The 19,846-nt window shown below is 62.0% G+C and carries 20 protein-coding genes and 1 pseudogene; 7 read left to right on the plus strand and 14 right to left on the minus strand.

The window, feature by feature from the left end; all coding sequences use genetic code 11:
* Positions 1-147: 147 nt before the first annotated feature.
* Positions 148-804 carry a hypothetical protein gene (locus AB0N72_RS06210; RefSeq protein ID WP_363930089.1) on the minus strand — a complete coding sequence of 219 codons (657 nt, stop codon included), beginning with the start codon at positions 802-804 and terminating at the stop codon, positions 148-150.
* Positions 805-960: 156 nt separating this feature from the next.
* Here AB0N72_RS06210 and AB0N72_RS06215 point away from each other — a divergent pair, with 156 nt between their 5' ends.
* Entirely contained in the window at positions 961-2,148 is a 1,188-nt protein-coding gene (locus AB0N72_RS06215) for a TerC family protein (protein ID WP_363930090.1), read from the plus strand.
* 3 nt (positions 2,149-2,151) lie between these two features.
* Here AB0N72_RS06215 and AB0N72_RS06220 read toward each other — a convergent pair whose 3' ends face one another.
* The 5 genes from AB0N72_RS06220 to AB0N72_RS06240 all read right to left on the minus strand — a co-directional run bounded on the left by AB0N72_RS06220 (position 2,152) and on the right by AB0N72_RS06240 (position 7,444).
* Complete coding sequence (locus AB0N72_RS06220; protein WP_363930091.1) at positions 2,152-2,754, minus strand: helix-turn-helix domain-containing protein; 603 nt, start codon at positions 2,752-2,754, stop codon at positions 2,152-2,154.
* 12 nt (positions 2,755-2,766) lie between these two features.
* Positions 2,767-3,615, minus strand: a complete 849-nt coding sequence (locus tag AB0N72_RS06225) for an alpha/beta hydrolase (RefSeq protein ID WP_363930092.1) — start codon at positions 3,613-3,615, stop codon at positions 2,767-2,769.
* A complete protein-coding gene (locus AB0N72_RS06230) occupies positions 3,612-4,631 on the minus strand; it encodes an NADP-dependent oxidoreductase (protein ID WP_363930093.1) in 1,020 nt (339 codons plus the stop codon). Before AB0N72_RS06230 ends, AB0N72_RS06225 begins: the two co-directional genes overlap by 4 nt.
* 534 nt (positions 4,632-5,165) lie before the next feature.
* Positions 5,166-6,530 (minus strand): MFS transporter, encoded by a 1,365-nt coding sequence (locus tag AB0N72_RS06235; RefSeq protein ID WP_363930094.1) that lies wholly within the window; start codon positions 6,528-6,530, stop codon positions 5,166-5,168.
* A 176-nt stretch (positions 6,531-6,706) separates the two neighbouring features.
* Entirely contained in the window at positions 6,707-7,444 is a 738-nt protein-coding gene (locus AB0N72_RS06240) for a GAF and ANTAR domain-containing protein (RefSeq protein ID WP_363930095.1), read from the minus strand.
* A 263-nt stretch (positions 7,445-7,707) separates the two neighbouring features.
* On the opposite strand from AB0N72_RS06240, the gene AB0N72_RS06245 reads away from it, so the two are divergent.
* Complete coding sequence (locus AB0N72_RS06245; protein ID WP_363930096.1) at positions 7,708-8,124, plus strand: hypothetical protein; 417 nt, start codon at positions 7,708-7,710, stop codon at positions 8,122-8,124.
* Here AB0N72_RS06245 and AB0N72_RS06250 read toward each other — a convergent pair.
* Genes AB0N72_RS06250 through AB0N72_RS06265 form a run of 4 tightly spaced genes read right to left on the minus strand, consistent with a single transcriptional unit; the run spans position 8,121 to position 12,022 of the window.
* Complete coding sequence (locus tag AB0N72_RS06250; RefSeq protein WP_363930097.1) at positions 8,121-9,143, minus strand: LacI family DNA-binding transcriptional regulator; 1,023 nt, start codon at positions 9,141-9,143, stop codon at positions 8,121-8,123. The genes AB0N72_RS06245 and AB0N72_RS06250 overlap by 4 nt on opposite strands.
* A gap of 25 nt (positions 9,144-9,168) precedes the next feature.
* Complete coding sequence (locus AB0N72_RS06255) at positions 9,169-9,918, minus strand: cupin domain-containing protein (protein WP_363930098.1); 750 nt, start codon at positions 9,916-9,918, stop codon at positions 9,169-9,171.
* A 1-nt stretch (position 9,919) separates the two neighbouring features.
* Positions 9,920-10,876: a PmoA family protein gene (locus tag AB0N72_RS06260; protein ID WP_363930099.1), complete on the minus strand. Its 957-nt coding sequence runs from the start codon at positions 10,874-10,876 to the stop codon at positions 9,920-9,922.
* 24 nt (positions 10,877-10,900) lie between these two features.
* On the minus strand, positions 10,901-12,022 hold the full coding sequence (locus AB0N72_RS06265) for a Gfo/Idh/MocA family oxidoreductase (RefSeq protein ID WP_363930100.1): 1,122 nt from the start codon (positions 12,020-12,022) through the stop codon (positions 10,901-10,903).
* A 193-nt stretch (positions 12,023-12,215) separates the two neighbouring features.
* Here AB0N72_RS06265 and AB0N72_RS06270 point away from each other — a divergent pair, with 193 nt between their 5' ends.
* Both AB0N72_RS06270 and AB0N72_RS06275 read left to right on the plus strand, forming a co-directional pair.
* A complete protein-coding gene (locus tag AB0N72_RS06270; RefSeq protein WP_363930101.1) occupies positions 12,216-14,564 on the plus strand; it encodes a glycoside hydrolase family 3 N-terminal domain-containing protein in 2,349 nt (782 codons plus the stop codon).
* Between the two features lie 22 nt (positions 14,565-14,586).
* On the plus strand, positions 14,587-15,096 hold the full coding sequence (locus tag AB0N72_RS06275) for a GNAT family N-acetyltransferase (RefSeq protein ID WP_363930102.1): 510 nt from the start codon (positions 14,587-14,589) through the stop codon (positions 15,094-15,096).
* A gap of 4 nt (positions 15,097-15,100) precedes the next feature.
* Here the strand turns inward: AB0N72_RS06275 and AB0N72_RS06280 are convergent.
* Positions 15,101-15,788: pseudogene (locus tag AB0N72_RS06280) on the minus strand (hypothetical protein).
* A 196-nt stretch (positions 15,789-15,984) separates the two neighbouring features.
* Between AB0N72_RS06280 and AB0N72_RS06285 the strand changes: the two are divergent.
* Genes AB0N72_RS06285 through AB0N72_RS06295 form a run of 3 tightly spaced genes read left to right on the plus strand, consistent with a single transcriptional unit; the run spans position 15,985 to position 17,689 of the window.
* Positions 15,985-16,740, plus strand: a complete 756-nt coding sequence (locus AB0N72_RS06285) for an SDR family oxidoreductase (RefSeq protein ID WP_363930103.1) — start codon at positions 15,985-15,987, stop codon at positions 16,738-16,740.
* A 35-nt stretch (positions 16,741-16,775) separates the two neighbouring features.
* Positions 16,776-17,207 carry a VOC family protein gene (locus tag AB0N72_RS06290; RefSeq protein ID WP_363930104.1) on the plus strand — a complete coding sequence of 144 codons (432 nt, stop codon included), beginning with the start codon at positions 16,776-16,778 and terminating at the stop codon, positions 17,205-17,207.
* Positions 17,204-17,689, plus strand: coding sequence for a DinB family protein (locus AB0N72_RS06295; protein WP_363930105.1), 486 nt, complete (start codon positions 17,204-17,206; stop codon positions 17,687-17,689). Before AB0N72_RS06290 ends, AB0N72_RS06295 begins: the two co-directional genes overlap by 4 nt.
* Before the next feature lie 83 nt (positions 17,690-17,772).
* On the opposite strand, the gene AB0N72_RS06300 is transcribed toward AB0N72_RS06295, so the two are convergent.
* From AB0N72_RS06300 to AB0N72_RS06310, 3 genes are all read right to left on the minus strand, one after another.
* Positions 17,773-18,354, minus strand: a complete 582-nt coding sequence (locus AB0N72_RS06300; protein WP_363930106.1) for a hypothetical protein — start codon at positions 18,352-18,354, stop codon at positions 17,773-17,775.
* A 29-nt stretch (positions 18,355-18,383) separates the two neighbouring features.
* The gene (locus AB0N72_RS06305) at positions 18,384-18,998 is read right to left on the minus strand and encodes a matrixin family metalloprotease (protein WP_363930107.1); all 615 of its coding nucleotides are present in this window, start codon (positions 18,996-18,998) and stop codon (positions 18,384-18,386) included.
* Positions 18,999-19,154: 156 nt separating this feature from the next.
* Positions 19,155-19,841 carry a DUF624 domain-containing protein gene (locus AB0N72_RS06310; protein ID WP_363930108.1) on the minus strand — a complete coding sequence of 229 codons (687 nt, stop codon included), beginning with the start codon at positions 19,839-19,841 and terminating at the stop codon, positions 19,155-19,157.
* Between the last annotated feature and the right edge of the window lie 5 nt (positions 19,842-19,846).

Here is a 19,846-nt window from a genome sequence, read left to right on the forward strand (position 1 = left end):
CCCCAAAATAATGACGAAAGCGAACTGCGTTGCGAAGATTCGCGACAGGTGACATTTCCGTCCAGTTCGCCATTGGCCAGACCAGCATAGGCGACGGGCATCTGCGCTTCGATTATGTCAGCCTGATGCGACGAGCCAAAATATGAATTATGCGCCCAAAGTGTAGAGGGCTAAATCGACGTCTCGCGCCGTCCATTCGTGATTCTGTGCTTTGGCTGTCGCGCGAATGGCCTCTACCTGTTCCATGTATCGGCCATACCGTCCTCGAGCTGGCGACAACTTAACCCCTATGACCTTTAGGCCCTTCTGAGCACGACGATCATAGATGGCCATACGGTGCGGTGCCGCGGCAACCAGCAGTGCCGAGGCCAAAGCATCGCCACTTCCGAAGCCAGGCAATGCAGAAAGTGCTTTGCGACCGGCTACGGCGGCCTCACGCACGGAAAGTGACAAGTCGTTAACCCCTTCCACCGCAGGGGCAGTGAGCTCGCGCACTTTGGCTTCAGGCAGCTCCAATAGTGCTCTAGCCCAAATGGTGTCGGCACGCAACCTTTTCCAAAACAGTAGGGCGCCGATATCGGCTTTGCCGATGCTTTCGGCCTCTCTCACGCGTTCTGCAATCTCCGTCAGGACCTCGTCGTATGAGGGTGGTCTAACAGCGTGATAGCTCTGGTGGGCGGACAGAAGTATCGTCAAGGACTCCGGCGAGATAAGGGATTCAGTCGGGAAGGCTGTGGTCATAGGTTGAAGCGTGCCATCAAGCTTGGCGTTGTCATCACACCACGCCGCCACAATTGTGAACAAGACGGTTTGCCTCAACGCTTGACCATCCACCCGCCGTCGTGCATCCCGTGACACACACCGGTTACCCGCCACCATCCCAGACCCGGTAAATTTGATTCCACGAGTTTGACCCTCGGTGAGCAACACCATTCGCGCGCCTCACGAAAGCAGGATCATATGACCGTCTCTCCCCTTATCTGGGGCATCACCATCGTCGCCATTCTGGCGCTCTTGGCCTTCGACTACTTCTTCCACATACGCAAAGCCCACGTTCCATCGCTTAAGGAAGCAGCGATCTGGTCGTCCATCTACGTAGGGCTGGCCGTAGTCTTCGGCATCCTGGTGCTGGTCTTCGGCGGCGCTCAGATGGGCTCGGAGTACTTCGCCGGCTACATCACGGAGAAGGCCCTCTCGGTGGACAACCTGTTCGTGTTCCTGATCATCATGGCGAGCTTCCGCGTCCCGCGCGAAGACCAGCAGAAGGTCCTGCTGTTCGGCATTGTGTTCTCGCTGATCGCCCGTACCGGCTTCATTTTCCTTGGTGCTGCGCTGATCAACTCGTTCGCCTGGGTCTTCTACATCTTCGGCCTGATCTTGCTCCTCACCGCTGGCAACCTGCTCAAGCCCGGCGACCACGGCGATGACCAAGCCAACAATTTCATCATCCGCATGGCCAAGAAGTTCTTCCACACCACGGACAAGTACGACGGCGACAAACTCTTCACCGTGGTCAACGGCAAGCGTGCCCTGACTCCCATGTTGCTGGTGATGGTGGCGATCGGCGGCACGGACATCCTGTTCGCGCTGGACTCCATCCCGGCAATCTTCGGCCTCACCCAGAACGTGTTCATCGTCTTCACGGCCACCGCATTCTCGCTGATGGGCCTGCGCCAGCTCTACTTCCTGATCGACGGCCTGCTGGACCGCCTGATCTACCTCTCCTACGGCCTGGCAGCGATCCTCGCGTTCATCGGCGTCAAGCTCGTCCTGCACGCCCTCCACGAGAACAACCTGCCGTTCATCAACGACGGCGAGCACGTGGCCGTCGTCGAAATCACCACCGGCCTCTCGCTGAGCGTGATCATCGGTGTCCTTGTCATCACCGTGGTGCTTTCACTCATCAGCCCCGCAGGCAAGGCACAGACGGCCATCAACAACGCCCGCCGGCACGCGGTGGACTACCTGGACCTCGACTACACCGCCGACGCCAACGAGCGCGAGCGGATCTACCGCGCACTGACGGCCGAGGAAGCGCAGATCGTGCAGATGCCCCTCAAATACCGGAACAAGGCCAAGGATGTGGAGAAGATCCGCGAGCAGGTGAAGGAAGCCCACCGCCAGCACGAGGAATTCCTGAACCGCTAGAAGCTAACCCCCCAGCAGCACGCTGACCTGGGCGCGGATTTCGTCGCCGACCTGGGCATCACTCAAGCCCAGGTTGGCGGCGGACGTCATGCTGATGAACATCACGGCGGAAATGATTCCGGCCAGCTTTGCAGATCCACGCGCCGCCAGTTTGGGGTCACGGTTCAGGACATCGACGACGGCGGCTTCCGTCCGTTGGGTGAGGGCGAGCGCCTCGGCGTGGTGCGGCTCAGCCGGGTCACCAAAGACGATCTCCTTCAAATATGTTCTGCCGTTCTCAATCTGGACCCGGTTGCAGGTGATGATCGGATTGATGATGGCCATGACGGCATCAATCACGGTCTCTTCCCGGGCCGCAGCAGCCACGCCCGTTTCAAGAGCCTCGGCGTATTTCACGTTGTGTACCAGCAGAAGCAGCTCCGCCTTGGTCTTCGCGTACAAGAACAAGGTTCCCGAACCGACGTCGGCCTTTTCAGCTACTTGCTGGGTGGTGACCTCGTCCACGCCGTGCTGGGTGAAAAGCTCTCGTGCGGCCGCGGTGATGCGGTCAAGCTTCTCCTGCTTATTCCGCTCACGTCGGCCAAGGGTCTGGGGCGCAGGCTTCATCCAGCTACCGTATCAGCGGCCCAGGAATTCCAGCACTGCGGCGGAGAACTGCTGGTGGTACTGGAAGATTCCACCGTGTCCTGAGTCCGGGTAGATGATGAGCTCGCTGCCGGGAATCCGGCGGTGCATGTCCTCCGAAAGGACCGAGGGGACCATGCGGTCGTTGTCGCCGTTCGCAATCAGGGTCGGTTGGGTGATGACACCCAAGTCCACCGACGGCGACAATCCCCACCGCCTGATAGCCTTCAGCTGGGCCTGGAATGCGCTTAGCTTGATGGGCACTTCCCGGTTGGTGGTCCGCTCTTTGAGCCGGTTGATGAAAGCCCTTGCCGCGGGCTTACCGGCTGCATTCCGGTTGAAGAACAGGAATTCCTTGGGATCCTGCCTGGTGAGGGTGCCACGGAGCACGTCGTAATAGGTGACGCCCATGATCTTCTCGATCCCCCGCCCGCTGGCAGGACCCGTGCCGGCAAGGATGAGCTTGCGGACCAGTTCCGGGTGTTTGAGCACCAGCGACTGCGCGATCATGCCGCCCAAGGAGAAACCGAACAGGTCCACTGCGGGATAGCCCAGGGCCTTGATGAAGCTGGCGGCGTCGTCTGCCATAGCCTCGATGGAATCCGGGACGGCTCCCGTTGTGGCGCCCACCCCGCGGTTGCTGAAGGTGATCACGTGGTGCGTCCGGGCAATGGGATCGATGATGCTCGGATCCCAGTTGTCCATGGTCCCGGCCAGATGGATCAGGAACACCACGGGGACGCCACCCCTGGGGCCGAATTCCCGGTAGGCGTAGCTGACGCCATCTGCTGTGAGAGTGGCGGCGGGTACCTGCAGATAAGTGCCTTGCTGCTGATTGGTCATGACGTGGTCCTGTCTGGGTTGTAGCTGTGGCTGATGACGGTCTTGCCGCGGACGCCGCCTTTGTCCAAGGTGGCGAGTACTTCGGAGGTTTGGTCGAAGGGAACCACTCGACCGACCACCGGTTTGATGTGGCCCGCGTCGATGAGGTCCGCGATTTCGCGCAACTGTCCGCCGTCGGCGTGCATAAAGAGGAACTCGTAGGTGACGCCGAGACGGCGGGCTTGGCGGCGGATGCCCGAGCTGAGGAGCGACATCACGCCACGCAAGATGGGGTTCGCGCCAAGCTGACGGGCAAACCCGGCGTCCGGCGGCCCGGCGATGCCGATGGCTTTTCCGCCGGGCTTCAACACCCTGAGTGAACGTTCCAGATTCTCGCCGCCCAGGCTGTCCAGTACCAGATCGTAGTCGTGGACGATCTCCGTGAAGTCGTCCTTCCGGTAGTCGATCACCACGTCCGCGCCCAGCTCCCGCACGAATTCTTTGTTACCTGTACTTACCGTGGTTGCGACGGTGGCCCCCAGGTATTTGGCGAGCTGAATGGCAATGGAGCCCACTCCCCCGGCGCCGGCATGAATCAGCACTTTCTGCCCGGGGCCCACGGCACCACGCTCCACCAAGGCCTGCCAGGCCGTCAGGGCCACCAACGGCAGGGCTCCGGCTTCGTCCATGCTGATGGTGGACGGCTTGATGGCGAGGTCCTGTTCAGCGACGGCAATGCGCTCCGCGAACGACCCAATCCGGTGGTCGGCTGCGCGGGCAAACACCTGGTCGCCGGGGGCGAACGAACGGACTTTTGCGCCTACCTCCAGGACGACGCCGGCGAGGTCATGTCCAAGGACCTGGGGAAGGCGGTACGGGAGGATCTGCTTGAACTCCCCCAGCCGGATTTTCTCATCGAGCTGGTTCAGGCCCGCCGAATGGACCTGTACCAGCACGTCGTGATCCCCTACGACAGGCTCCGGGACATCAACTTCCTGCAACGGCTGCTTGTACTGCGTGAGGACGAAGGCTTTCACTGAAACTCTCCCTTGTGGAAATTACTGACTTAACTCAATTATGAGCCTGCTCAGTTATTTAAGCAAGGCTATCGCCGCGTTGGACTTTCGACCGCCTAAGGCTTATCGGCCCCCACGGTCAGGACTGGAGTCGGCTCTTGAGACGCTGGGTGCCGGCCAATCACACACGCGCAACGCTCTCCACAGCCGGGGCGGTGGCACTTCTGGCCTCACAACGCCCCACCCGTGAGTTGCGGGGACTACTCTGCGCCTGTCAACACCGAAATACCCTGCACAGCGGGCCCCACAACGCCCCACCCGTGAGTTGCGGGGCCTACTCTGCGCCTTTCAACACCGAAATACCCTGCCCATCGGGCCTCACAACGCCCCACCCAGAAGTTATGGGGCCTACTCCGCGCCTTTCAACACCGAAATACCCTGCACATCGGGCCCCACAACGCCCACCCGTGAGTTGCGGGGCCTACTCTGCGCCTTTCAACACCGAAATACCCTGCACATCGGGCCTCACAACGCCGCACCCAGAAGTTGTGGGGCCTACTCTGCAGGCTTCCGCCACATCACGGTCAGCACCAACACCACGGCACTCAACCCCAGCATGACCAGGACCATGAGCCCCCAGTTGGCCTGGTTCACGCCCGAGCCATAGAGCACACCGATCAACACGGTTGCTGTAATAGCCCCCAGGTAGCGGCACGTCTGGAAGATTCCGGCTGCCACGCCCCTCTCCTCGGGCCGCGCCGAAACATAGAGGCCCTGGTTGGAGGCGGTACTGACAACACCGTAAGGAACACCCATCACCGCGGTCAGCACGAAGACCACCGGCGCCCACAGGGACATGGTCAGGACCCCGAGCGCTCCCGCTGCGAGGGTCAGGATCAGCACCCCGGTGATCAGCACGGAACGGACGCCGAACCGCTCAATGAACCGCACGGTAAGGGGCGTCACCACAACCGACAACGCCGCAAGCGGCAGCATCAGCAGGCCTACCACACCGGCGTCGTAATGCCCCGCTTCCTGCAGCAGCTGCGGGAGGCCGAAGAACGCGAAGTAATACACGCCGCTGAACACGATGAAGAGCAAATAGACCAGCAACAGCGGCCGGTTCCGGCCCAGCAAACGCAGGTCCAGGAACGGAGGCCGGAACCTCAGCTCGCGCCAGGCAAAGAGGGCGCCGACGACGGTAGCCGCACCCAGAAGGTACCAACGGTAGCCGGGCAGTACGTTGAGCAGCGCCATCATGGCCAGCATGAGTGAAGTAACGAAGGCGAGGATGCCGGGGATGTCGGAGTCGCGGATGAGTGTTCCGAACGAACCGGTTTCCCGGCCGGAATCAGCCGGTGCGGTTTTGCGGACAACAAACAGTGCAAGCAGCGCGATGGGAACGTTGATCGCGAACAACGCCTGCCATCCCACCAGGCTCACCAACAGTCCACCGACCACCGGACCAATAGCCGCAGCGGACGTATTCGCCATCTGGATCCGCCCAAGGGGACGGGTGGATGGCAGGTTGGCGAGCTTGCTCAACTCGGTCACCATAACCACGGCCGACGGGTATGCGGTGGCGGTTCCCACAGCCATAAGTGCCCGGGCAACACAAACCAACGCGAAATTGGGCAGGAAGGGAGCGACTGCGCACGTCACAGCCACCAATGCCATGCCGAACATAAACAATCGGCGGGGACCAAATCGATCAGCGAGCCTGCCCATGAGTGGCTGGCCGGCTGCGGATGCCAGATAGAACGACGTGATCACCCAGGTGACAGTGGCGACGTCGAGCGCGAAGTGCTCCCGAAGGACCACCAACGCGACAGCAATCATGGACGAATTCAGCGGATTCAGTGCCGTTCCAAGGCTCAGCGCTGCTATCGCGAGCCCGGGACGGGGTTTGTTGGCGGTCACCCAACCCAGTCTGCTCCATGGTTGCCTCGGGTTACGAAACGGGGCCACAGGGCGGACTCAGCAGGCGCTGGCGCGATTCTGCTGGATCATTCGGGCGGGCAACGCGGGACCCCCGGAACTACGGGGACTCGGTCGAGTGCGGACAGCAAATTCAACCCCGCCAAGGAGGATCACCTTCATTCCTCGAAGTGCGTGGTGATCTTCCCCGAGGAAACGGCGGCAATGATGGACTTTGCCAGGTGCCGCAACTTGATGTTGCGGTTGCTCGAAGCTGTGCGGAGGATCGTGAACGCTTCGTCCTGGCTGCAGTGGTTTTGAGCCATGATCGCCCCTACGGCCAGGTCAATGACGGTGCGCGACTGCATTGCGGCCGCCATGTCATTGCGTGCGTCGCTGAGTTGGGCGATTTTCAGGGCAAGTCGAAGCGACTTGGATGCATGCAAGGCGAAGACCTCCGCCCGCTCCACATCCGCATCACTGAAGGCATTGATCTGCTCCGAGTACAGGTTCAGGGCCGCCCGGGTGTCACCTTCAACCAGCAGCGGAACGCTGAGGATCGAGCGCAGGCCCTGATCCGACGCAGCATGGACGTAGTCGGGCCAGCGGTGCTCAGTCAGGAGATCCTGGACCAGCACCGGCGTGAGCTTGTCCATGGCCGTGAGGCAGGGGCCCTCGAAGGTACTTTGAAGTTGATCCATGACGCGGGCGCGCTCGTCGCTGCTGGCCGCGGTTGCGGACTTCTTGCGGCGTAACACGGTAATGCCGCTGAATACCGGGCTCTCCGGGTGGGAGAGGCTCTCGGCGGAGAACACTGCGAGATCGCTGAGAAAAGCCTCAACGTCCTCGCTGCCCAGAACGAGATCCAAAAAGTATCCGTTCCGGAGAGCGTCCTGCTCGGGGAGGGGGTTGATCATGCACGTTCCTACTGACTGAAAAGCGTCCCCAGCAGACAGCAAAGGAGCGAAAAGGGCCGCCCTCTGCAAAACGGTCTGGCATTACCTTATCCCCCAACGATCAACGGTACAAAGTGCGATCGGAGAGGCCTTGACCTGCGGGAACACCCACAGCATCGCGACGATTTGTCAACTCCGTCAACGCTTCCATAGGCTGCAACAAGTAAGTAAGCTTACTATGCAATCAGGCCCAGCCACGGGCCATTCTGCAAAGGAGTCATCAGATGGGCGTAGAAGACAGCATCCGCAAGGCAACTGAAAATGCCATGGAAGATCTGGCAGGCACCTCCGACCCCGTAGACAAGGGCCAAGTCCCCGAGCCCGGCGAGAAGGACGATGACATCCAGGTCCACTCGTCCATCAGCGAGGGCTCCAACGCTATGGACGAGGACCTCCCGCCCAAGGAGAGTCGCCCCACCGGTCGTCGGCGCGCTCCGGGGGAACCCGACGGCGTTAAGAACACCGGCGGTAACGGAGACGACGCCGGAACCCGCCAAGCAAGCGAAGACGACGCCGATGTGCCGGCCGCTTCAGGTGACGTCACGGGCCCGGCCGGGCTGCCCAGCGGAGACCCCGACGACCTTCGCGCCGACCCCTCCGAAGGCGGCGGCGACCCCTCGACAAGCATGGGTCGCGGCTAGGAGGCCCGCGTCGCCGTCGAGCCCCTGACCACAAGTTCGGTTCCGAGCTCGATCCTTTGCGGCAGCTCCTCGTCGCCTTCAAGGTGGCGAAGGAGCGCCCGCATGGCAGTCTCCGCCATCTGAACAACCGGCTGGCGGATGGTGGTGAGGCCGGGCTCGATCCATTCAGCGGCTGGGATGTCGTCAAAGCCAATAATGGACAGGTCCTCGGGAATCCGCAGACCGGCCGCTCGGGCAGCCCGGTAGGCGCCCAGGGCTTGGGCGTCGTTACCGGTGAAGATGGCTGTCGGCCGCTCTTTGAGAGCCAGGAGGACCTCGGTTCCCCGGGCACCCGATTCTGTGGAGAAATCGCCCGGCACAATTAAGGACCGATCCACCTCTATCCCTGCACGGCGCAGGGCGGCCTCGTATCCGTCTTCGCGAGCGCCGCTGCACTGGAGATCTTCGCGGCCACCAATCATGCCAATCCGTGTGTGCCCCAGCTTCAGCAGGTGCTCCGTCGCCGAGAAGGCACCGTCCCAGTTCGCTGCGCCCACGGTCATCAGATCCGGCCCGGGCTGACCCACGGGGTCGATGAGGATGACGGGGATTCCCAGGGACTTGATGCGCTGGATCTGCTTTGAGTCCAGTCCGAAAACGGCGAGCAGCACGCCGTCGGACTTTCGCTCGGCGAGGTTCGCCAGCCAGGGGCGGATCCTGGAACCATCCAGGGACAGGCTGCTGACCACGGTGCCATATCCGGCTTCCTGGGCTACGCGCTCCACGCCTTCAATAATCTCGCAGGCCCACTCCGAGCCCATGCCAGGGAACACGAGGTCCACCAGGCCGGCCCTTTTGGTCCGCTTCGCTGGCCGGCGGGCATAGTCGCGTTTGGCGATGATCTCTTCCACCCGGGCCCTGGTGGCTGCCGCAACGTGGGCGTGGCCGTTGAGGACCTTCGAAACTGTGGGTACAGAGACGCCGGCCTCCCGGGCGATCTCACTGATCGTGGCCCGTCCCGAGTCCTGCTTGGTCGCCATCGGTCCCCACCTTTCCAGCCAGGGATCAGCCCCCGGCGATGTCAGTTTCGGAAAGTTCCCACGCTTGGATCCGGCCACACATGCCATAAATCCTGCGGGTTTTCCGTTCGCCCATCGTAGTCCTCGCGTCCTGCAAGTAGAAACTTTCCAAGGCCTTCAGGGAGTGCAGCTGCCGACCAGTCAGGGCAGCTTGGCGCTCCGCACCCCCGGCCAGATAGTCACGCCAAACGTCGGTCCGGCCGCTAACCAACCGCGCTGCCGCAGCGTGGAAGGAAGCGAGCGCCCCGACGCCGGAGGACTGCACCGCTGCCTTAAGCTCAAGGTAACCCTCCAGCGCCAGGTCGCGACGACGGCGCGCTGCCGCCTCAGCGGCCTCGTCACCGGCGTCGGCGTTCCTTCCTCCGGGCAGGGCAGCGGCGCGGGCGTAAGCGTCGACGTCCTTCAAGTGCTCCGGCGGGAAAGTCATCACGGCGTCGCCATTCTCCGGCAGCCCGGCATTCTGCATCACCACCAGCACCCTCAGATCGCCGGAGTCGTTGATGGCCCTGTGCACGGTGCCTGGCGTGAACCAGACCACTGTCCCGGGCGCCAGAGGGGTGGTGGTGAATCCGCGGGAGTCCAGCGTTTCCAGCCGACCCGTGCCCTGCTGGACCACATAGGCCTCGGTGGACGCAGTATGCAGGTGCGGCGATCCGCCCGCTGCCCCGTCCAGACCCGGCCAATCGTAGATGCTGACCTCGGACACCGCGGTGGCACCAGGAAAGGAACTTCCCATCCTAGGCCCAGCCCTCCAGCGCGCCCTGGGCGGCGTCGGCGAGCGCGGCTGCCTGGTCCTCGTCCAAGGCACCGTCGGCAATCACGACGGCGTAGCGGTACGTGAGCGGCTCGCCCTCCTTGAGCGTGACTACTTCGCTGAAGAAGGGGGCCGATCCCAGGCACGCGAACATGGACGAGCGGGCGAACCACTGGTTGGGGGCACCCGGGTTCGCCTGGTCTTCGACGAACAGGATGCTGGACTTGCGGCAACTGACATCATGCTGGCCAGTGAAGGCGATCCAAGGTGAGCGGGTGCCCATGAATTCGTCGCCGCCAACGCCTGCAGCAGAACGGAATTCTCCCCCGGTAAAGGACCGCGGTCCGCGCCAGAACAGGCCGCCGTACCCCGCGTTTTCCCGGCCCTCGGTGGTAGGGCTGCCGATCTCTATGGTGGTGCCCGAAACGTTGGCCAGGGTGGATTCGAACAGTACCGCCCAAGCGTTGACTGCTGGTAGCAGCTGGATGGCGAAGCGGCGCTCTTCCCGGACGAGCTGGGTACCCTCCTTTGATGCTTCAGCAGGCTGGCTTGTCCAGAGCAGGGATTCGCGGGCGGAAACCGCCGACGGGCTCTCTTCGATGGACGTGAACGCCTGGTGTTTCATGGCTCCGTTGTTGTCCAGGTTCGCGTAACCGGTCTCGCGGGTATATGTGGCCCCACCCCAGAAGTTGTGTGCACCGACGTTCGGCAAAGCCCAGGAGAGCCCCTTGTGCCAGACGTGATCCCATGGCCTTGAGATGCTGACTTCATCGCCTTCCAACGTGGTCAACGGATGGAAGTACGGGCGGGGGCTTTCATACTGCTCATCAGCCGGAAGGTACGTGTAAGTGGCGATGTCCCGGGTGCCTACAGTGAAAGTCAGGGAATGGCCATCATCGGTATAGCTGAGGGTTTCGGTCAGTGTGGGCTGGGTTGTCATGGGGTTCTCCGATTAAGTGGTTGATCAAGCGTGTGCGGCGGAGGCCAGGGCAGTGGAGTCCAGGACACGGGTACCGAGGCCCCCGCCATCCATGCCGTCGTAGAAGGGGTGGCCGGGAACGATCCCGCCGCGGCGTACAGCTTGCCCGGTAAACGCGGAGGCGTAAATCGCGGCAGCGAACTCCAGGGTTTGCCGCGCTGAGTCCGCTCCGGCTGGAAGCGGCAATCCGGCGTCGAGCGCGTCATACATAGCCAGGAATTGCGCGGAGTGGCCGCTGCCGCGTTCAAGGGGCTGGCCTGTCCACGCTGCCGACACTGCCTCTTCATGGCCGGGCACGGCCGTAATGGTCCAGTCCTTGGAGCCGTAGCCGTAAAGGTGGCTGAGCTCGATGGTGGCGAATTCGCAGTCGACACGGATGTCCGAGGTTTCACGCGGCGAGAGCAGCGAGTTGATCACTGTCGCAACCGCTCCGTTCTCAAAGCGAACCAACGCGGCAGAAAGGTCTTCCGTGGAGGTGGCCCGGGCTTGCCGGGACGCAATGGCCGTCACCTCATCCCACGGACCCAGAAGGTGGAGCAGGAGATCGAACTGGTGGATGCCGTGGCCCATGGTCGGCCCGCCTCCTTCGGCCTTCCAGGTGCCGCGCCAGGGAAGGTCGAAGTAGTCATCCGGCCGATACCAGAGGGTGTCGCAACGGGCTACGAGTGGCCGGCCGAAGTCACTGCCACCGATCAGGGAGCGGGCAGCCGCCGAGGCGTCGCCGAAGCGGTGCTGGAACACACAGGAGAACTGCGCGCCGCCCTTTGCTTGGGCGTCGTTGAGGCGGTCGAAATCGGCAAGACTGAGGGCCGGCGGCTTTTCGGACAGGACGTGGACGCCGGCTTCGAGACACTCGATGGCCTGGTCGATGTGCATCATGGGCGGAGTGCACAGATGGACGATGTCGGGCTTGGCCTCGTCCAGCAGTTCGGTGAGGCTCTGGTAGCGCCCAGGGATGTTGTGCTCGTCCGCAAAGGCCTGGAGCCGGGCTTGGTCGACGTCGCAAGCGGCCACCAACTCCGCCCGGTTGTGGGTACGGGCCAAGTTCGAGGCGTGGACCGCGGCAATCCCACCCGTTCCGACGATGGCCACTCTGTAGGTCTGCATATGGGTCTCTCCGTTGAGCATGGAAAATGTCCGAAAGTTTCTGATTTCAGGGCGGGCTATTTGACTCGCCAGAACCGCCGACACCTCAACGCTAGGGAGATTTGCCTCATAAATCAACAGAAAACGTCCCTAGAAACTCGATTAAAGTTTCTGATACTTTCTTAGAAACAACCTCGATCACAAGGAGAAGCCTGTGAGCACCGGCGCCGCCGACCAGCACGCACTTGCCCGTGTACCAGCGTCCAACGTCGTGGAGCACCTCATCAGCGAAATGACGCTCGAGGAAAAACTGGCCCAGTTGGTCGGGGTGTGGGTCAACGCTTCCACAGACGGCGATTCCGTGGCTCCACTGCAGAGCCAAATGGCCGGAGACGCCCGCGAGTGGGACGACATCATCGCCGACGGCCTGGGGCAGATCACGCGCATGTACGGCACCGTCCCCTTGGAACCTTCCGAAGGTGCGCGGCGGTTGGCAGCGGCACAGGAGCAGATTATGGCCGCCTCCCGTTTCGGCATTCCGGCCCAGGTTCACGAGGAATGCCTGGCTGGTCTTGCAGCCTGGAAAGCCACAGCGTTTCCGGTCCCCTTGGCGTGGGGTGCCACATTTAACCCGGCCCTGGTAAAGCAGATGGCGGCCCGGATCGGCAAGAGCATGCGGTCCCTCGGGGTTCACCAAGGCTTGGCGCCGGTGCTCGACGTTGTCCGCGATCTCCGCTGGGGCCGCGTTGAGGAAACCATCGGCGAGGACCCGTATCTAGTGGGAACGGTCGCCACAGCGTATGTTCAGGGCTTGGAGTCCTCGGGGATCGTTTCCACCCTCAAACACTTTGTGGGTTACTCGGCATCGCGGGCGGGCCGCAACCACGCACCAGTGTCCATGGGGCCGCGTGAGTTCGCCGATGTCATGCTGCCGCCATTCGAAATGGCACTGCGTTACGGTGGCGCGCGGTCGGTCATGCACGCTTATACCGACGTCGATGGCGTACCTGCCGCGGCGAACCGCGCCCTTTTGACCGGGCTGCTTCGTGAGGACTGGGGTTTCACTGGCACAGTGGTTGCCGACTACTTCGGCGTTTCCTTCCTTGACGTCACGCATCGTGTGGCCGCCGACTCCGGGGATGCCGCAGTGCTGGCGCTAACCGCGGGCGTGGATGTGGAACTGCCTACCGTGAATTGCTTTGGCGCGCCGCTGCTTGCCCGTGTTCGCGAGGGGGCCGTCGATGTGTCTCTGGTGGACCAGGCCCTCCGGCGGGTGCTGGCGCAGAAGGCCGAGCTGGGGCTCTTGTCTCCCGACTTTCCTGCCGCCCCGCCGGCATTGGGTGCTGCCATCGATCTCGACCCTGCAGAAGACCGTGCCTTGGCACGTAAATTGGCGGCGCAATCCCTCGTCCTGCTGAGCAACCGCTCCTTTGACGGCACTCCCGCACTCCCCTTGCCGGCTACTGGATCTATTGGGGTCGTGGGACCGTTGGCCGATGACCCGTTCGCGATGTTGGGCTGCTACTCCTTTGATGCGCACGTCGGCGCCTCGCATCCTGATGTCCCAATGGGCATCTCCGTTCCCTCGGTCGGTTCAGTGGCCGCTGCACGCTTTGTGTCCGTGGTGACATCCGTGACCGGCAATTGTGAGTCAGCTACGGAGGACGAAATCGCCGAGGCGTGCCGCGTCGCTGCTTCCGTGGACACCTGCGTGGTGGTGGTCGGAGACAACGCCGGACTGTTCGGTCGGGGCACCTCAGGGGAAGGAAACGACGCCGCAGACCTCCGCCTCCCCGGCGACCAGTACCGGATGCTCGACCGGGTTCTCGCTGCCTGCGCCGACTCCGGATCACGGGCTGTAGTGGTGGTCCTCAGCGGGCGACCGTATGCGCTGGGCGACTTCGTCGACCGTGCCCACGCAATCGTTCAGGGGTTCTTCCCCGGCGAAGAAGGCGGCGAGGCGATCTGGGATGTGCTGACCGGCGTCGTAAACCCCTCCGGTAAGTTGCCGGTTTCGGTCCCGCGTTCGTCAGGCGGCCAGCCCGGCACCTACCTGCATTCGCGGCTCGCTGGACCCACGGAAGTGAGTTCGCTGGACCCCTCGCCGCTGTTTGGCTTCGGGCACGGCCTGTCCTATACAACCTTTGAGCTGTCCGGTCACCGAAGCAGCGCACCAGCTATGACGACGTCGGACTCCGTCACCGTCAGCTGTACTGTCACGAATACGGGGTCCCGCAGCGGCGCCGAGATTGTCCAGCTTTACTTGGAGGATCCGGTGGGCGAAGTAGTGCGCCCCGTCCGCGAGCTGATCGGTTATGCGCGGGTTGAACTGTCCGCCGGCGCCTCAGCTGATGTGGAGTTCACGGTCCATGCTGACCGCACCTCCTTCACCGGCCTGGACCTGCAGCGGGTGGTGACACCGGGACTGGTGAAGCTGCATGTGTCCACCTCCAGCGTCTCCGATGCCGCCACCCACGAAGTGATCCTGCACGGGCCGCGGCGGGTGGTGGGGTTCGATCGCGAGATGCACACACCGGTGCTGGTGCGGGCTATAGCGAGTTAGCGCCACTCGGTACGCTGAGGATATGCTCCCCCAACCGACCAGCCGCCTGCGCTTCCGGGAGATGACACCGGACGACCTCGACGACATGGACTCACTGCTTGGTGATCCCCGGGTCATGGCCTATTACCCCGCGCCGAAAACCCGGGACGAAGCAGCTGCCTGGATTTCCTGGAACCAGGCGAAATACGCGCGCCACGGCTACGGGTTGTGGATCATTGAAACCCTCGACGGCGGTTTTGCCGGCGACTGTGGACTGACGTGGCAGAACGTCAATGGGCGTTCCGAGCTTGAGGTGGGGTATCACGTGCGCCTGGATCTTCAGGGGCGTGGATATGCCACCGAAGCCGCCCTGGCCTGCTTGGACTACGCCCGGGACGTGGTGGGCGTAGGCCTGCTCGTTGCGATCATCCACCCCTCCAACGTTGCCTCGCGCCGTGTAGCGGAGCACCTGGGCATGCGGCACCTTGAGGATGACCTTTCAGGTTCCATGGTCCGGACAGTAATGGGCGTGGAGTTGGGTGCTGCCATCTAGGGCGTCACGCGAGGCGGGCGTCCGTGTCCGGGTCCCTCCTGGGATCCAACATCCCGGCGATCTTGCCTTCCAGGGCAGCAACTGTGGCTTCGGGAAGGACAATCAGGCCGTCGAGTTCCTTCCGGGCACGCTTGTATGCCGTTTGACGTTCGGCGGGCGTGGCGGCGGTGTCCTCGGCGATACGCAGCAGCTTCCTCGCGGTCGCCAGCCGTTGCCGCTCCGGGCCGCTGAAGTTGCCGTCCTTGATACGCCGGGCTTCCCGCTCAGCGACGTCGAATGCGAGTTCGTAGCTATGGACAGCGGCGCGGTACTCGGCGAGCCGGGCCGGCGTCGAGATTTCTTCAGGCGCTCCGGGGCGAAGACCGTCGGCTTCCTTCTTGGCGCGCAGGAAGGCGACCGTCAGAGGCTCGCGAACATCTGTCATCAGAGGGAAATCGATGAGGTTCCCGACGTCGAGCTCATAGTCCAGCCATCTGTGATTTACGGAATCGTGCGCGGCCATCAGCGAAACCACCTCAGCCTGGTTCGCTTCCTCGTGAACGGCCAATTGGTTGCGCAGCTTCAACAATTCCACTGCGACGGTGCCGCTCTTCGCTGGCTTTGGACCATGACCTGGCCCAGCCACCGGCCATGCCGCCGATGGGGAAGATGAGCCACCAGTAACTGCCAAGGAAGTCGAAGAGGGGTTCCACTGATCCATCCTCCCACCGCCGGAGACTACCCCTCAACAGTCCGATTTCAAGGAGCGCCACCCACCAGCGGCCTAACGGTGTCGTGCATCCCCAAATCATTAGAGTCTTTTACTCTAAAGCCATAAACACGTTAGTTCACCTTGCTCACGGGATAGGCTCCTTCCCGACCATGATCACCCTTATGGAAGGACATGCCTTGCCTACTACGAATGACCACAACGACGTGGCATCCACCCCAGGCCCGAACGTCGTGGTGGCAGGATCGACGAGTGCCGCCGGCCAGGCGGTCGTCGCCGCGCTCCTGGCGGCAGGCGCCCGTGTTGCCGCCGTCGACCTCGACGCCGCCCGCCTCGAAGAACTCGCCTGCAAGCACGACGGCGTAGTTCCCTATACCTGCAACCTGGCGAACCTTGAGTCGGTGGAGAAGCTGGCGGCCTCGGTCCGGAACGACCTTGGTCCCGTTGACGGGCTCATCCACCTGGTCGGCGGTTGGCGCGGAGGCGAAGGGATCACGGGCCAGAGGGACGAGGACTGGGACGTGCTGCACGCCAGCATCATGACGACGCTCCGAAACACCTCCCGCGTGTTCTACCCGGACCTGGAAGCGTCGCCCCGGGGTCGCCTTGCCATCGTCTCCGCCACGGCCGCAGCGAACCCAACTGCCGGCGGCGCGAGCTACTCGGCCATCAAGGCGGCCTCCGAAGCTTGGGTTCTCGGCGTCGCGGATGGCTTCAAGGCAGCACAGTCCGGACATAAAACCGAGCCCAAGGACCAGACCTCAGCTGCGGTGGTCTTCGTGGTCAAAGCCCTTCTTGACGACGCCATGAAGGAGGCTGCACCGCACCGCAAATTCCCCGGCTACACACACGTCGCTGAACTTGCCGAACACATGGCCGCCCTGTTCGACGCCCCGGCTTCCCACCTGAACGGTACCCGTCAGCACCTTGCCTAAGTTCCGGCGTCGTAACCTGTCGCTAGCATGTCCGTATGGACCAGCGACTGCACTTCATCACGTTCGCCACGCCTGACCTCGACCGGGCCCGAGCCTTTTACAAGGACGGGCTCGGTTGGGAGCCACTCATGGACGTGCCCGGCGAGATCCTCTTCTTCCAAGTTGCCCCGGGTTTGATGCTCGGCCTGTTCGACGCCGAAAAGTTCGACTCGGACCTGGCAGGAGGCATCCAAACGCCGGGCGTGAACGGAGTGACCCTCTCCCATAACGTCGGCAGCCCAGCGGAGGTTTCCAGCACCATCGATGCACTCGTTGAAGCGGGCGCCACGCTGATCAAGCCCGCACAGGCAGGTGCTTTCGGCGGCATCTTCCACGGGCACGTCAAGGATCCCAACGGCATCGTCTGGGAGATCGCGCACAACCCCGGCTGGCGGATCGACGAGGACGGTACGGTGGTTTTCGCATGAGCGCCACCACGCAGGACGTCACGCACGGGGACATCCGGACACAATTCGAGGCGTTTCTGGATGAGCACCGCCGGGCCTTGGAAACGTGTTTGGACGGACTCACCGAAGAACAAGCACGACGGCGACTGGTCGCGTCGCGCACGACGCTTCTGGGTCTGGTGAAGCACGCGACTTTCGTGGAAAAGGTGTGGTTCGACGAAGCCATCACCTGCAGGTCTCGGGCCGAGATTGGCATTCCGGCCTCACCAGATGAGTCCTTCATCCTCGGGGAAGACGACACGATCGCCAGCGTCCGAGCGGACTACTCGGCAGCTTGCCAAGCTTCGCGGAATGCCACGTCGGGTCTCGGGCTGGACGATCTTTTGCCCGGTAACCGCCGTGGACCGCTCCCCCTACGCTGGGTGTACCTGCACATGCTGCGTGAACTTGCCCAGCATTGCGGGCACGCGGATATCCTGCGGGAACAGATCACAGAAGATTGAGGGGGCTGCCACCAAGACTGCTTACCCAAAAACTGGATAGGAAAGCAGTTCTCGGCGACGAGCCCCCTCTGAGTTTTGACGACCTAGGAACCCTTCACCGCTGCGATGAAGTCTTCCAGGGTGCCCTCAAACTTTGTTCCCTCAGCGTCGAAAGGTGTGACCCTTCCGTCGATGACTTCAAAGCGCCCTGACGGTCCACCGATTACATAAAATAGGCCAGGCTCCGGCTCTTTGAGGAACAGGACGGCATTTTCAGAAATCTTGAACAACGGGTCGTCTGAGATCTGATGAAGAACCCCGTCAACAGACCCGCCAGTCTGTCGCACGGTTATGCGGGTCCCCTCTTTCAAGGTGCCCGCGGGATCATGGATTACTTCGTCAACGGTGAACTCAAAATCCGTGATAGGGACAGTTTTGATTTTGGATTCGTCTATGATTCGCGTGAAGCTTCCCTCGACAGCTAGGGCGCTGTGCGCTTTTAGATCAGTCAAATTGTCGTAACTCTCCGCCCAACTGGCGTCCATGCCTACGGTACTGACGGGGCTCCTTGAATCACCCGCATCAGGCGAACCGGCGCATCCCGCGAGACCCGCAGTAGTTACTATGGCGATTATCGTTGAAGCCATACGTGGAAATGCGGACTTCTTTATGAATTGTGTCCTCATGATTTCAGCATCCTCTCTGAACAGAGCAATCAGTACAGGGCAATAGTGCCGTTGTTGTCATCATTGGTTGGCCCAAATACCCCACAGCTATTTCGTGTGGAGGTGGAGGAAGTCATGAGAACGCAGCCGCCGGCGTGGCCTAGTCCGATAGCGTGACCCAGCTCGTGAGCTGCGACTCCTTGGATCGTGGCCGGAGAGTAGCCTGACGTGTAGTAATAGTTCAGATACGCGTTGGCATAAGCAAAGCAGTTTCCTGTCGAGCAGCTGTGCCAGCTGTAATAGGTGACACCATCCCATCCCACGGTAGAGGCGTACGCATCGTCAACCGTCAGCGCGCCGGGTCCGCTGGGAAGGTAGATGTTGTCCGGAGCGACGTTCCATGCATAACGACCATTATCCCAGCCTGCTATGTTGATGCTGTACATACTTGGCTGGTACTGAATGTAAATGGTTGCGCAACAACCGCTGGTCGGCGTGCCTTCCCACCGAACGCCCTCAAGGACATATGCCTTTGCAGGGCTCATGCCAAGTGCTGTCATCAGAAGTATCACCAACCCTACGGTCAGCGATTTTAAGCCGAAGCGACGTCGACCCTTTTGTGCCCAGTTGAAATTTGATCCGCGGACGCAATTCTCCCTGTTCATGTTTTTCCCCATCACTTGCCACAGAGGACGCCCATTGCACCCCCTACTCTTTCTGTGGGGCCGCCCTCCAGAACGTGACGCAGATCTCTTGAAAGAGTGCTGATTGATTTCTGTCGGTTCGGATAGGACACCGCCAAGCAGAATCCTGCGCCGTCCTTAGGTGAACCTGGCTTCAACGAACCTCAGCAGTGAAAGGGAATTGAGGCAGACGAGGTACAGCACCAAACCGGCCGTAAAGAGCATCAACCAGACCGTGGTCATTCCAAGAATGAAGGCGGTCACGAAAAGGATCCCGGCCGTGCCCAACGACACTCTCTTCTCCGCTCCCAACGCGTAGAGGGACAAGCGGTAGATGTCCCTGGTGCGGAAGCTAAAGCGGGAGAGGATGAGCATCGCGTTCATGCCGGCAGTGCTGACCAGGAGCGCGAGCCCCACCAGACCCATGCGTGCGGCGAGCTGCGTGCCGGAGCCGGAGGAAGCATCCAAGGACCCTGGCAGGACGCTCAGATTGAACGCGATTACCATCAGGAACAGTACGTAGGGCAGCCATACGAGCAGTGCCTGCTTGAAGTTCAGGCGGTACGAGGTCAGGAAGTCGTGCAGCACCCCGCAGTCCCCACCTGCAAGAAGTCGATTGAAGGCATAGCAGGAAGCCACAACGGAGGGCCCCACCAGGACAAAGCCCAGCAAAGCCCAGGGGCCCAGCACACCGATCAGCAACGGCAGGAGAACCACCGGCAAATTGGCCAGCACCAGGAGAGCGCTGCCTGTCATGACGCCGTATACAGCACCGGCGGCTTTGAACAAGGGTCCGGACCCGAATTCGGGCTTCCTGCCTGCCATCGGAT

Origin of the sequence: Paenarthrobacter sp. NPDC089307 (genome assembly GCF_040685055.1) — a bacterium.
In the GTDB taxonomy this organism is placed as follows: domain Bacteria; phylum Actinomycetota; class Actinomycetes; order Actinomycetales; family Micrococcaceae; genus Arthrobacter.

Bases quoted from the DNA above. Each gene is read 5' to 3' on its own strand.
- AB0N72_RS06215 (WP_363930090.1), top strand. From the start codon at position 961: ATGACCGTCTCTCCCCTTATCTGGGGCATCACCATCGTCGCCATTCTG.
- AB0N72_RS06220 (WP_363930091.1), bottom strand. From the start codon at position 2,754: ATGAAGCCTGCGCCCCAGACCCTTGGCCGACGTGAGCGGAATAAGCAG.
- AB0N72_RS06225 (WP_363930092.1), bottom strand. From the start codon at position 3,615: ATGACCAATCAGCAGCAAGGCACTTATCTGCAGGTACCCGCCGCCACT.
- AB0N72_RS06240 (WP_363930095.1), bottom strand. From the start codon at position 7,444: ATGATCAACCCCCTCCCCGAGCAGGACGCTCTCCGGAACGGATACTTT.
- AB0N72_RS06245 (WP_363930096.1), top strand. From the start codon at position 7,708: ATGGGCGTAGAAGACAGCATCCGCAAGGCAACTGAAAATGCCATGGAA.
- AB0N72_RS06250 (WP_363930097.1), bottom strand. From the start codon at position 9,143: ATGGCGACCAAGCAGGACTCGGGACGGGCCACGATCAGTGAGATCGCC.
- AB0N72_RS06255 (WP_363930098.1), bottom strand. From the start codon at position 9,918: ATGGGAAGTTCCTTTCCTGGTGCCACCGCGGTGTCCGAGGTCAGCATC.
- AB0N72_RS06260 (WP_363930099.1), bottom strand. From the start codon at position 10,876: ATGACAACCCAGCCCACACTGACCGAAACCCTCAGCTATACCGATGAT.
- AB0N72_RS06265 (WP_363930100.1), bottom strand. From the start codon at position 12,022: ATGCAGACCTACAGAGTGGCCATCGTCGGAACGGGTGGGATTGCCGCG.
- AB0N72_RS06275 (WP_363930102.1), top strand. From the start codon at position 14,587: ATGCTCCCCCAACCGACCAGCCGCCTGCGCTTCCGGGAGATGACACCG.
- AB0N72_RS06290 (WP_363930104.1), top strand. From the start codon at position 16,776: ATGGACCAGCGACTGCACTTCATCACGTTCGCCACGCCTGACCTCGAC.
- AB0N72_RS06295 (WP_363930105.1), top strand. From the start codon at position 17,204: ATGAGCGCCACCACGCAGGACGTCACGCACGGGGACATCCGGACACAA.
- AB0N72_RS06300 (WP_363930106.1), bottom strand. From the start codon at position 18,354: ATGAGGACACAATTCATAAAGAAGTCCGCATTTCCACGTATGGCTTCA.
- AB0N72_RS06305 (WP_363930107.1), bottom strand. From the start codon at position 18,998: ATGAACAGGGAGAATTGCGTCCGCGGATCAAATTTCAACTGGGCACAA.
- AB0N72_RS06310 (WP_363930108.1), bottom strand. From the start codon at position 19,841: ATGGCAGGCAGGAAGCCCGAATTCGGGTCCGGACCCTTGTTCAAAGCC.